This window comes from Actinoplanes sp. NPDC048988, assembly GCF_043197815.1.
Taxonomy (GTDB): domain Bacteria; phylum Actinomycetota; class Actinomycetes; order Mycobacteriales; family Micromonosporaceae; genus Actinoplanes.
Genome location: NZ_JBICTW010000003.1, coordinates 592,954 through 606,425, shown reverse-complemented (window position 1 = coordinate 606,425; position 13,472 = coordinate 592,954). Strand labels below are relative to the sequence as shown.

At 73.7% G+C, this 13,472-nt stretch carries 3 protein-coding genes (1 of these 3 running past the window's edge); all 3 read left to right on the top strand.

What is annotated here, in order from left to right:
* Tightly spaced (each overlapping or abutting the next), the 3 genes in view from ACGFJ7_RS13685 to ACGFJ7_RS13675 form a layout consistent with a single transcriptional unit that may run on beyond the window.
* Positions 1 to 10,151, top strand: the 3' portion of a protein-coding gene (locus ACGFJ7_RS13685; RefSeq protein WP_392642344.1) for an amino acid adenylation domain-containing protein. It extends 1,180 nt beyond the left edge of the window; the window shows 10,151 of its 11,331 coding nt (coding positions 1,181-11,331); its start codon lies beyond the left edge, outside the window; it ends in the stop codon at positions 10,149 to 10,151.
* On the top strand, positions 10,148 to 11,788 hold the full coding sequence (locus ACGFJ7_RS13680; protein ID WP_392642343.1) for an ABC transporter ATP-binding protein: 1,641 nt from the start codon (positions 10,148 to 10,150) through the stop codon (positions 11,786 to 11,788). The genes ACGFJ7_RS13685 and ACGFJ7_RS13680 overlap by 4 nt, the downstream gene beginning before the upstream one ends.
* The gene (locus ACGFJ7_RS13675) at positions 11,781 to 13,472 is read left to right on the top strand and encodes an ABC transporter ATP-binding protein (protein WP_392642342.1); all 1,692 of its coding nucleotides are present in this window, start codon (positions 11,781 to 11,783) and stop codon (positions 13,470 to 13,472) included. Before ACGFJ7_RS13680 ends, ACGFJ7_RS13675 begins: the two co-directional genes overlap by 8 nt.

Here is a 13,472-nt window from a genome sequence, read left to right as displayed (position 1 = left end):
CCACCGCCTCGCGGGTCCTGGACCGCCTCGCCGAGTTGCTGGCGGCGTTCGCCGGGGAACCGGACGGCCGTCTCGCCGCGATCCGGTCCGGCGACCTCGTAGCGACGGATTCGGCGCTTTCCGTGCCGCCGACCCTGTTGCTGGACGAGTTCGACGCGACGGTCCGGCAGACCCCGGATGCGGTTGCTCTGCGTTTCGGTTCCGTGTCTTTGACGTACGCCGAATTGCAAGCGCGTGTGGAGCGTCTGGCTCGTGTTCTGGTGGCCCACGGTGCCGGTCCGGAGAAGGTCGTCGCAGTGTTGTTGCCGCGAACCGACGACGCGATCGTGGCGTGGTTGGCGGCGTTGAGGTCGGGCGGCGTGTATCTGCCGATCGATGTGGACTACCCGCGCGAGCGCATCGACTATCTGCTGGCGGACGCGGCTCCGGCGGTGGTGGTGACACCGTCTTTGCTTGCGGAGACAGCCGACGTGGCGCTGCCTGCCATCGATCCGCGCTCGGGTGCCTATCTCATCTACACCTCCGGTTCGACCGGGCGTCCCAAGGGCGTCGTGGTCGAACACGCCAGCCTGGCGAATCTGTTCCACCATCACCGGGCGCGGGTGTTCACAGTGCAGCGGCGTCTTGCGGTGGCCCTGTCGGCGGCGCTGGTCTTCGACACGTCGTGGGAGGGGTTGCTCGGGCTCGTCGCCGGGCATGAGCTGCACCTGCTCGACGACGAGACCCGCCGCGACGCCGACCTGTTCGTCGACTACGTTCGCCGCCACCGGATCGCATCGCTCGACGTGGCGCCGTCGCTCGGCCAGGAGCTCGTCAACGCCGGTCTGCTGAACGGCGAGCACACGCCCGCCCTGGTGTTGCTCGGCGGCGAAGCGGCCGGGCCCGTCCTGTGGAACGCCCTCCGGGACGCCCCGGGCACAGCCGGCGTGAACCTCTACGGCCCGACCGAATGCACTGTGGACACCTTGATGGCCGACGTGGCCGACAGCGAGACGCCGCTCGTCGGCCGCCCGATCGGCAACACCCGGGCGTACGTTCTCGACGGGTGGCTCCGGCCGGCCCGGACCGGCGAGCTCTACCTGTCCGGCGCCCAGCTCGGCCGTGGATACAAGGACCGCGCCGGTCTCACCGCGACGCGCTTCGTGGCCGACCCCTGGGCGCCGGGGGAGCGGATGTACCGCACCGGCGACGTGGTCCGCTGGACGGCCGACGACCGGCTGGAGTTCGTGGGCCGGGCCGACGACCAGGTGAAGATCCGGGGCTTCCGGGTCGAGCCGGGTGAGGTGGCGGCGCTGCTGAGCGAGCACCCCGCCGTGTCCCAGGCGGTCGTCCTCGCGGTCGAGGGCCGCCTGGTGGCGTACGTCGTGGGCGAGACCGAGGGGCTGCGGGAGTGGGCCGCCACGCGGATGCCCGGCCATCTCGTGCCCGCGACGGTCGTGGGGTTGGAGCGGCTGCCGGTCACGGTGGCCGGCAAGGTGGACAAGCGGGCGCTGCCGGCGCCGGACTTCGGGGCGCTCAGCGGCGGCGCGGCCCCGCGCACCCCGGCCGAGCAGACCCTCTGCGGCCTCTTCGCCGAGGTGCTGGGGCTGCCGTCGGTCGGCGTCGAGGACAGCTTCTTCACGCTCGGCGGCGACAGCATCGTCTCGCTTCAGCTCGTCGCCCGGGCCCGGACGGCGGGGCTGCGCATCACGCCGCGGCAGATCTTCGAACTGCGGACGGTGGCGGCCCTCGCCGCCGTCGCCGCGCCGGCCACGGCGGCCCCGGTGGCGGACTCCGGGGCGGCGCTGGGCGAGGTCCCGCTGACCCCGATGCTCGCGTGGCTGCGGGACAACGGCCCGGCCACGCGGTACAGCCAGTCGATGGTGCTGCGGGCGCCGGCCGAACTGACCGCCGCGCGGCTCGAGGCCATCGTGCAGGCGCTGCTCGACCGGCACGATCTGCTCCGCGCGCGCTGGGAGCCGGCAACCGGGTTGTTCGTGCCACCGCCCGGTTCGCTGTCCGCCTCGACGGTCATCGGCGCCGACCGGCTCCGGCCGGAGGAGGGCGTCCCGCTGCGGGTGACGTGGACGCCGGGACGGGTCGAGTTCGTCATCCACCACACCGTCGTCGACGGCGTCTCGTGGCGGATCCTGCTGGCCGACATCGCCGCCGCCTGGGCCGGCCTGCTCGCCGGGCGGCCGATCGCGCTGCCGCCGGCCGGCACCTCCTTCCGGGAATGGGCCCGGTCCCTGAAGCCCGACCCGGCCGAACTGCCCTACTGGCGCGATGTGCTCGACGTCGACGAGCCGCTGCTCGGCTCCCGGCCGGTCCACGACACCGTCGCGAGCGCGCGGACGGTCGTCGTGGAATGGGACGCCACCCTTGTCGACAAGGTCCCGGCCGCGTTCCACACCGGGATGACCGAGGTGCTGCTGGCCGGGCTGGCCGTGGCCCTCGGCGGACGGGACGTCCTGGTCGAGCTGGAAAGTCACGGGCGCGACGGCACCGACGCCGACCTGTCGCGCACGGTCGGCTGGTTCACTACCGAGTACCCGGTGCGCCTGAGCCCCGGCGGCACCGATCCGGCCGCCGCGCTCAAGCGCGTCAAGGAACAGCTGCGGGCCGTACCCGGCAACGGCGCCGGGTATGGTCCGCTGCGCCCCCGGCTGGCCGGCCGGGCCGAGCCGCAGATCCTGTTCAACTACCTCGGCCGGTTCGACCCCGGGGAGTCCGGCGCGGACTGGGCACCGATAGGCGGGCTGGGCGGCGACGCCGACCCGGAGATGCCGCTGCGCCGGGCGCTGGACATCAACGCGTCGGTGCTGGACGGCCGGCTGACGGTGGCGCTGAGCTATCCCGACGGCGTGCTCACCGAGGAAGCCGTACGCGCGCTGGCCGATTCCTGGTTCACCGCGCTGGCCGCGCTGGCGAGCGCGAAGGGCAGCCGGACCCCGTCCGATCTGCTCCTGCCCGGCGTCACTCAGGAGGAGATCGACGCCCTCGACCCGGAGGACGTGTGGCCGCTGTCGCCGCTGCAGGAGGGCCTCGTCTTCCTGGCCGCGCTGGCCGACACCGTCGACCCGTACGTCGTGCAACAGGTCCTCGATCTGTCCGGCCCGGTCGACCCCGGCCGGATGCGGGCCGCCGGGCAGGCGCTCCTCGACCGGCATCCCTCGCTCCGGGCGTCCTTCGTGGACGGTCCCGACGGCACGCTGCGCCAGGTCGTCGCCGCACGGGCGGCGCTGCCCTGGCAGTTCCTCGACCTGACCGAGGAGGAGTTCGAGCGGTTCGCCGCCGGCGATCGGGCGCGCCCGTTCGACCTCGCGACACCACCGCTGCTGAGGCTCACCCTCGTGCGCCTCTCCGACCAGCGGCACCGGCTCGTGCTCACCAACCACCACGTGCTCCTCGACGGCTGGTCCACGCCACTCGCCGTACGGGAACTGTTCGACCTGTACGCCGGACGGGCGCTGCCCGCCCCGCGCCCCTACCGTGACTACCTGCGCTGGCTGCTCGGCACCGACCGGGCCGCCGCCGAGGCCGCGTGGCGCGCGTCCTTGGACGGCCTGGAGCAGCCCACGCTCGTCGCGCCGGGCGCCGGCGCCGTCCTCGACAGCCGCCCCGGCAAGCTCGAGAGCGAACTGCCGCGCGAGCTCACCGACCGGCTCACCGCGCTCGCCCGCGAGCGGCAGGTCACCCTCAACACCATCGTCCAGGCGGCCTGGGCGGTCCTGCTGGTGCAGCTCACCGGCCGTACCGACGTCGTCTTCGGCACCACCGTCTCGGGCCGGCCGCCCCAGGTGCCCGGCGTCGACGAGATGATCGGCTTCTTCATCAACACCCTTCCCGTACGGGCGGCGCTCGATCCCCGGGAAAGCTGGACCGCGCTTCTCGGCCGCCTCCAGGCCGCGCAGTCGAGGCTGCTGGAACACCAGCACCTGCCACTGACCGACATCCAGCGGATCGCCGGGCTGGGCGAACTCTTCGACACGCTCACCATCTTCGAGAGCTACCCGCTCGACACCGGGGCCCTGCACGACTCGACCGGCTCGGCCGGCCTGCGGATGACCGACGTGACCGGCGACGACGCCCCGCACTACCCGCTCACCCTGGCCGTCGCGCCGGGCGAGCGCCTGCGACTGGGGCTGGCCTACCGCTCCGACGTCTTCACCGTCGAGCGGGCCTCGGACCTCCTCGACCGGTACGCGTCTCTGCTGGCCGACCTGGCCGCCGGCCCGCACCGGTCGGTCGGGCGAGCGCTGCCCGAGCGCGCTGCCGCCGCGCCGGTCGCCGTGCCCGACACCACGCTGCCGCAGCTGTTCGCCGCGTCCGTGCGGGACCACCCGTCCCGGATTGCGGTCGTGTACGAGGGAAGGGCGCTCACTTACGCCGCCCTCGACGAGCGGGTGGCCGCCCTGGCCGGCTGGCTGCGGTCGCGGGGCGCCGGCCCGGAAACGGTCGTCGCGGTCGCGATCCCGCGGTCGCTCGACCTCATCGTGGCCCTCTACGCGGTCCACCGCGTGGGAGCGGCCTACCTTCCGCTCGACCCGTCGCACCCCAGGGACCGCAACGACTACCTGCTCGCCGACTCCGGCGCGAGCATCGTGCTGACCTCGGCCGACCACGCGGGCCCGCCCGTGACCGAAGCTCCCGAACTGCCGGGCGACACGGCCGCGTACGTCATCTACACCTCCGGCTCGACCGGCAAGCCCAAGGGCGCCACGGTCTCCCACCGGTCGATCGTCAACCGGCTCCTCTGGATGCAGGACCGATACGGCCTGCGACCCGGCGAGCGCGTCCTGCAGAAGACCCCGGCCGGCTTCGACGTGTCCGTGTGGGAGTTCTTCTGGCCGCTGTTCACCGGAGCCACCCTCGTCGTCGCCCGCCCCGGCGGGCACCGGGACCCGGCCTACCTGGCCGAGGTCATCACCGGCAACGACGTCTCGACCGTGCACTTCGTCCCGTCGATGCTGCGGGCGTTCCTGGCCGCCGCCCCCGAGGTGGCCCCGCTGCGCCGCGTCGTCTGCAGCGGCGAGGCCCTGCCCGGCGATCTGGCCCGCCGCTTCGGCGAGGTCCTGCCCGGCGTGGAGCTGCACAACCTGTACGGACCCACCGAAGCGGCCGTCGACGTCACCTTCCACCAGGTCGACACCGCGGCCGACGGCCCCGTTCCCCTCGGCCGCCCGGTCTGGAACACGTCGGTCCACGTGCTCGACCCGTGGCTGCGCCCGGTGCCGGACGGCGTGACCGGCGAGCTCTACCTCGGCGGCGTCCAGCTGGCCCGCGGCTACCTGGGCCGGCCGGCCCTGACCGCCCAGCGCTTCGTGGCCGACCCGTTCGGCGCCCCCGGCGACCGCCTCTACCGCACCGGCGACCTGGCCCGCCGCACCGAGTCCGGCGCCCTCGAATACGCCGGCCGCACCGACGACCAGGTGAAGATCCGCGGTTTGCGGGTCGAGCCGGGCGAGATCGAGGCCGCCCTGACCGCCCTGCCCGGCGTCGGCGCCGCCGCCGTGGTCGCCCGCGACGACGGCCCGGCCCGCCGCCTGGTCGCCTACGTCGTCGCCGATCGGGCCGCGCCCGCCGACCTGGGCGCCGCCCTGGCCGCAACGCTGCCGGAGCACCTGGTGCCCGCCGCCTTCGTCAGCCTGCCCGAGCTGCCGCTGAGCCCGAACGGCAAGCTGGACCGCCGGCGCCTGCCCGCACCGGACTTCGCCGCCCGGACCGGCGACGACGAGCCGCGCACCCCGGCCGAGGAACTGTTCGCCGGTCTGGTCGCGGCCGTGCTCGGCCTGGACCGCGTCGGGGTCCGCGACAGCTTCTTCACCCTCGGCGGCGACAGCATCCTCGCCCTGCAGCTGACCGCCCGGGCCCGCGCCGCCGGCTGGCGCCTCTCGGCCCGGGACGTCTTCGCCCGCCCCACGGTCGAGGGCCTGGCCACCGTGGCGGTGCCGCTGGAGGCTCCGCGATCGGAGGCGGCCGCTTCCTTCGGCGAGGTTCCGCTGACCCCGTTCATGCGAACCCTCGACCAGCCCGCCGACCCGCACCTGACCCAGTCCATGGTGATCCGTACGCCGCCCGGCCTCACCCGGGAGGAACTGGCCGACCGCCTGCAGAGGCTCATCGACCACCACGACATGCTCCGCGCTCGCTGGACCGGAACCGCCCTGCACGTTCCCCCACCCGGCGCGGTCACCGCGTCCGGCCTGATCGGCTCCGGCGTGGCGCCGTCCGAGGGCCGGATGCTGAGCGCCGAACCGCTGGCCGGCGACCGGCTGCGGCTGACCATCCACCACCTGGCCGTCGACGCCGTCTCGTGGCCCATCCTGCTGGCCGACCTGGCGGCCGACGGCCCGCTGCCACCGGTCGGGACGTCGTTCCGGGCGTGGGCGCTGGCCCTGGAAGCGGTCGACCGCCAGGAGGAGACCGACCACTGGGACGCGGTCCTCGCCGGACCTCCCGCCTATCTCGCCGACATCGACCTCGACCCGTCGGTGGACACCCTCGGCACGCTCGACCAGGTCACCGCCCGGATCCCCGTCGGGGGCCTGACCACCGCCATCCCGGCCGCTTACCGCGCCAACGCGCAGGATGTACTGCTGACGGCGCTGGCCGTCGCCGCCGGCCGTGACGTCCTCGTCGAGCTGGAGGGCCACGGCCGCGAGGAACAGATCGTCCCGGGTGCCGACCTGTCCCGCACGGTCGGCTGGTTCACCACCGCCCACCCCGTACGCCTCAGCGCGGGGGAGGGCCCGGACCCCCTCAAACGCGTGAAGGAGCAGCTGCGCGCCGCCCCGGACGGCGGCATCGGCTACGGCCTCCTCCGCCGCGGCGATCCCCGCCCCCCGATCCTGTTCAACTACCTCGGCCGAGCGGAGGGAGAGCAGCCAAGCCGCGATGGGCAGCCCTGGCAGCCGGTCGAGGGTCTGCGGGGGGACGCGGGGGACGAGCTGCCCGCCCGGCATGTCCTCAGCATCGAGGCGACCGTCGCCGGGGACGAGATAGTGCTGTCGGTGGCCTTTCCGCGTGAGGCGGTGGCGGCGGAGACCGTCCGCGGGCTGCTCTCGGCCTGGACGACGGCTTTGGCCGAGCTTGACGCGGCGCCGGGGCGCGGTGGGCTGACACCGTCCGATGTGCTGGCACCGGTGAATCAGGCGGCGCTGGACGAGCTGGGTGAGCGCTATCCGGATCTGGTCGACGTACTGCCGCTGACGCCGTTGCAGGAAGGGCTTTTCTATCTGCACGCGCTCGACGGGGCGGGCGACGTCTATCTCGTACAGCAGCAGCTCGAGCTCGACGGGGCGCTGGACGCCGCGCGCCTGCGCAAGGCCGCCGCCACCCTTCTCGACCGTCACCCCAATCTGCGGGCCGCCTTCACGACCACGGCGGCCGGGCTGCCGGTCCAGGTCGTGCCGGCCCGGGTGGAGCCGGACTGGCGGGAAGTCACCGCGGCCACCCGCCACGAGGCCGAGCTTTTGGCCGACGCCGAGCGGGGCCGGCCCTTCGTGCTGGCCGAGGCGCCGCTCGTCCGGTTCCTGCTCGTCCGGCTCGGCGCCGACCGGCATCGGCTCGTTCTGACCCAGCACCACGTCGTCGTGGACGGCTGGTCGGGGCCGCTGATCGCCCGGGAGCTGCTTTCCGCGTACGCCGGGAAAGCTCCGGGAAAAGCGCGGCCCTACCGGGACTTTCTCGCGTGGCTGGCCGCGGCCGACCGTGACACGGCGCGGCGGGCCTGGGGTGACGCGCTCCGCGGCGTCACCGAGCCGACCCTGGTCGCCCCGGGCCTGACCCGGCGCGAGGCCCGGCTGCCGGGTGAGGTGACCGCTCAGCTGCCGCAGCGCGTCGTCGACGTCGCGCGGGGGCTGGGTGTCACGCCCAACACCTTCGTGCAGGCACTGTGGTCGGTGCTTCTGGGGCGGCTCACCGGGCGCGACGACGTCGTGTTCGGGGCGACCGTCTCGGGACGGCCGCCGGAGCTGACCGGGGCCGAGGAGACGATCGGGCTGTTCATCAACACCGTGCCCGTGCGGGCCACGCTGCCGGCCGGTGAGCGCTGGGACGCGTTCCTCACGCGACTGCAGGGGGAGCAGGCGGGCCTGCTCGCCCATCAGCACCTCGGCCTGGCGCCGATTCAGCAGCTGACCGGCGTGGGGGAGCTGTTCGACACGCTCGTGGTGTTCGAGAGCTATCCGGTGGACGGGGACCGTCTCGACGAGAGCCAGCGCGACGCCGGCCTGAAGCTGGCCGGAGTCACCGGCCGGGACGCCACGCACTACCCGCTGACGCTCGTCGCGGCCGAGGACGACGGACTGCATCTGGCCCTCGAACACCGGGACGACGTCTTCGGCGGGGACACCGCGCGGCTGCTGCTCGACCGGTTCGTGGCGCTCGCCGAGGAGGTGGCGGCGAATCCGCGCATGACGGTGGACCGGTCCGACGCCCTCACCGCCGCCGAGCGCCACCGCGTCCTGGTCGAGTGGAGTGGCACCTCGCTTCCGGTCACGCCGGAGACGCTGCCGAATCTGGTGCGGCGCTGGGCCGGGCCGGCGCTGGTCGTCGGCGACCGGCGGTGGAGCTACGCCGATCTGGTGGCCGAGATGGACGCGCTCGCCTCGGCGCTGGCCGGCCGTGGCGCCGGGCCGGGCCGGATCGTGGCGCTCCTGCTGCCACGAGGCGAGCACATCGTCCCGGCGATCTTCGGGGCGATGGCCTCCGGCGCGGCCTACCTGCCGATCGATCCGGACTATCCGCCGGCCCGGATCGCGGCGATGCTCGAGGACGCGCGGCCGGTCGTGACGCTCGCTGTCCGGTCCACCGTCGACCTGCTCCCGGCCGGTACGGCGACTCTGGTGCTCGACGAACCGTACGAGAAGGGAACCGGGACTCCGCAGCCGATCAGCCCCGACCACCCGGCGTACGTCATCTACACCTCCGGCTCGACCGGGCGTCCCAAGGGTGTGCTGGTGCCGCACCGCACGGTGGCCACCCTGCTGGCCAGCCACACCGAACGGATCCTGGGGCCGGCGGCGGAGCGGCTGGGGCGGCCGCTGCGGGTCGCGCACAACTGGTCGTTCGCCTTCGACGCCTCGTGGCAGCCGCTGCTCGCCCTGCTCGGCGGCAACGAGCTGCACCTGGTCACCGACGGGCCGCGCCGCGACCCGCAATTGCTCGCCCAGCTGTTGCGGGACAACGGGATCGACATGATCGAGGTGGCGCCGTCGCACCTCGGCCAGTTGCTCGCGGCCGGCTTCGACGCCGCCGGGCTGGCCGTCCTCGGCGTCGGCGGGGAGGCGGTGCCCGACCCGCTGTGGGCCGGGATGGCGGCGCTTCCCGGCACCGAGTCGTACAACTTCTACGGCCCGACCGAGTGCACGGTCGACACGATCGTCCAGCGGGTCAAGGAGGTGCCGCGGGCGCTGATCGGGCGGCCGGTCGCCAACACCACGCTCTACGTGCTCGACGGGCGGTTGCGGCCGGTGCCGCCGGGCGTCGCGGGGGAGCTCTACATCGGCGGGGCGCAGCTCGCCCTCGGATATCTGCACCAGCCGGGGCTCACGGCGGCCAGATTCGTTCCGGACCCGTTCGGTACGACGCCGGGGCAGCGCATGTACCGGACCGGTGACGTGGTCCGGTGGACGGCCGAGGGCCGCATCGACTATCTGGGCCGCTCCGACGACCAGGTGAAGATTCGGGGCTACCGCGTCGAACTGGGCGAGGTCGCCACCGTTCTGTCGCGGCATCCGTCGGTGGGGCAGGCGGTGGTCGTCGCCGAGGCGGGGCGCCTCATCGCGTACGTCGCCGGGAAAGCCGCCGACCTTCGGGCCTGGGCGGCGGAACGGCTGCCGGACTACCTCGTGCCGGCGGCCGTCGTCGAGGTGGACGCCTTGCCGCTGACCGTCAACGGCAAGCTCGACCGCGCCGCGCTGCCCGCCGTCGCATACGTCTCGGAAACCAGGGCGCCGCACGGCGAGCGGGAGGAAAGGCTGGCCGCGCTCTTCACCGACGTGCTCGGTGTCGCCGTCGGGGCCGAGGACAGCTTCTTCGACGTGGGCGGCGACAGCATCGCGGCCATGCGGCTGACGAGCCTCGCCCGCACCCGGGGAATCGAGGTGCGCCTGGCCGATCTGGTCGCGCTGAAGACCGTGGCGGCCCTGGCCGAGGTGACCCGATGAGCCCGTCCGTTCTGCTGCGCTGGGCCCTGCGCGACTCCGCCCGGGGCGTCACCGCCTCCTGGATCGGCGGTCTCGGCTACCAGGCCGGGCTGATCCTGCTGCCGTGGTGCCTCGGCCGAGCCCTCGACGAGGGCATCACGCCGGGCGATCGCAGCCCGCTGCTCTCCTGGGCCGCGGCCACCCTGGCCGTCTCGGTCGCGCTGACCGGCGCCGAGTTCGCGATGCGCTGGTGGGCGACGCTGGCCGGCGTGCGCACCGGCAACCGCCTGCTGCTGCGGCTCAGCGAGCGGGTGCTCGGCTGGGATGCGGTCACCGCGCACCGGTTCTCAGCCGGTGACCTCGTCACCCGGGGCACCCGCGACGTCGAGCAGATCACCATCTGGATCTCCACCGTGCCGTCGCTCGCCAGCGGCGTGCTGGGCTTGTTCACCGTGCTGGTCGTGGTGGCGACGCTGGACCCGATGCTGGCGGTGGTCGGGCTCGGCACGGTGCCGCTGCTGATCGCGGTCAACCTCTGGTATCCGCGCCGCTACGAGGCCGCCAACGCCGCTCTCTCGGCGGCGCACGGGGCCCGGGCCGACGCGGTGGAGGACCTTCTCTCGGCGAGTACGGCCGTACGCGGTCTCGGCGGTGAACAGGTGCTCGTCGAGCGCCACCACGAGGCCAGCGCCACGGTCCACGACCGCACCCTGGCGCTGGCCCGGATCGCCGCCGGCTGGGCCGCGAACGCGCCGTTCGTGCCGTGGCTGGCGACCGCGGCCGGGCTGGCGTTCGGCGGCCTGGCCGTGCTGGACGGCCGGTTCTCGGTCGGCGGCCTGGTCTCCTTCGCGAGCTGGATGACCCTGCTGGGGCGGCAGGTGATGATGCTGACGTTCCGCTTCGGCCAGCTCGGCGACGCGTGGACCGCCGCCGGCCGGATCGAGGCGGTCCTCAGCGCTGAATCGGAGATGTCCGACAAGGCGACTTCGCTGTTGCCGGCCGGAGCGCTGGCCACCGACGGCGTGTCGGTGGAGTTGCCAGACCGAGAGCCTTTGCGGCTGCCCGATCTGAGCGTCGGCCCCGGCGAGTTCGTCGCGGTGGTGGGCCCGGTCGGCACGGGCAAGACGACGCTGCTGCGCCTGCTGGCCCGGCTGGCCGATCCCTCCACCGGCGCCATCCGGTACGGGGGAACGGATCTGCGCGACGCGGCGATCGCCGACGTCCGAGACACCATCACCATCGTCGGCCAGCGCCCGCTGCTGCTGTCCGGGACCATCGCCGAGAACCTTCGCCTGGGCCGTACGGAACTCACCGACGGCCAATTGCGCGAGGCGTGCCGGATCGCCGGCATCCTCGAGCACATCGAGTCGCTGCCGGAGGGCTTCGCCACCGAGGTCGGCGAGCGGGGCAGCACCGTGTCCGGCGGCCAGCTCCAGCGCCTCGCGCTGGCCCGGGGGCTGCTGCGCGGCGCCCGGGTGCTGCTGCTCGACGACGTCACCTCGGCCGTGGACGCCCGCACCGAGCAGCGCATCCTCGACGGACTGCGGGAACTCGACGTGACGATCGTGTTCGCCACCTCCCGTACGGCGGTCCGGGACCGCGCCGACCGCGTCGTCGACCTCGGCGTCCACGACGGAGAGCTGGTGTCGCATGGCTGACGTCCGCCTGCTGACCGAGGAGCCCGACCAGCGGCACGTGCTGCGCCGCGCCTGGCCGCATCTGCGCGCGCACCGCCGCGCGATGGCCGCGGCGATCGTGGTCAACCTGCTGTCCACGCTGTCGCTCACTCTGGTCCCGCTGATGATCGGCCGGGCGGTGGACGAACTCCTGGACGGCGACCGTACGGGGCTGCTGGTGACCGCCGGTGTCGTGCTCGGCCTGGTGGTCGCCCGGACGGTGCTGCTGCGCTGGTCCGAGCTGCTGCTCACCCGCGTGGGGGAGAAGGTCGTGCACAGCCTGCGCGACCTGGTGGTGGAACGGCTCGGCCGCACGTCGCTGCGCTTCCTCGAGGCGCACCGGGGCGGCGACCTGCTCCAGCGGGCCACCGTCGAGATCGCGGAGCTGGCCACGTTCGTCCGGAGTCAGCTGCCGGACCTCATCTCGCTCGGCGGCTACCTGCTGTTCAGCGTGGTCGTGCTGCTCTCCTCCTCGTGGCAGCTGTTCGGTCTGCTGGTGCTGGTCTTCGGGCCGCCGATGTGGTTCATCTCGAAGCGGTTCCGGCGGGCGGCGGCGAGCGCGTACCCGGCCGAGGCGGCGGCCCAGGCGACGCTGGCCGCCACCTTCTCGGAGAGCCTGCTGGCGCGTGAGCAGTTGCAGATCGACGGCGCGACCGGGACCTGGCTCGGCCGCCTGTCCACTGACGCCGACGCCTACCTGGGGACGGCACGCGCCGCCCAGCGCGGCGCCACCTGGATCGACGCGACCTGGATCGTGCAGGGCCTCACCAGCGCCGCCCTGCTGATCGCGGGCGGCCTGCTGGCGAGCGAGAACGTGGTCACCGTGGGCGTCGTCGTCACCTTCGTGCTGGCCAGCCGCGACCTGTTCAGCTCCATCGACGACTTCACCCTGGTCGCCGGCGAGATGCTGGAGTCCCGCGTCGGCCTGGCCCGCCTGCTCGACCTCCTCGAAGCCACCGCGCCCGCGAGTTTCGCGGCCACGACGGTGACCACTTCCAGGGCGGGCGGGCTGACCGCCGAGGCCGTCACCTACAGCTACCGGCCGGGCGAACCCGTGCTGCACGGGGTCAGCGTTCACTTCGCGCCGGGGGAACACGCGGGCCTCGTAGGGGAGACCGGGTCGGGGAAGACCACGCTGGCCAAGCTGCTCTGTGGGCTCTATCTGCCTGATTCCGGGGCGGTGCGGCTTGGCGGCGCCGACCTCGGCGGGCTCGCCGCCGCCGAGGTGCGGCGGCGGCTCGTGCTGATTCCGCAGCAGGTTCACATGATCGCCGGGACCTTCGCCGACAATCTGGCGCTCACGCCGGGACGGCCGGGGCCCGAGGACTTCGCCCGGGCGGCCGAGCGGCTCGGGCTCGACGGGTGGGTCGCCGGGCTTCCCGGCGGGTTCGGCGCCGAGCTCGGGCGGCGGGGGGAACGGTTCTCGGCCGGGGAACGTCAGCTCGTCGGGCTGCTGCGGGCCGCCATGACCGAGCCCGAGGTGCTCATCCTCGACGAGGCCACCGCCGACCTCGACCCGGCCACCGCGCACCGCATCGAACAGGCCCTGGCCCGCCTGCGGCGCGACCGGACCGTGCTGGTCATCGCACACCGGCCGTCCACCATCGACCGCCTTCCCCGCGTCGTGCGCCTGCACGCCGGGCGGATCACATCCCCGGAGGACTGA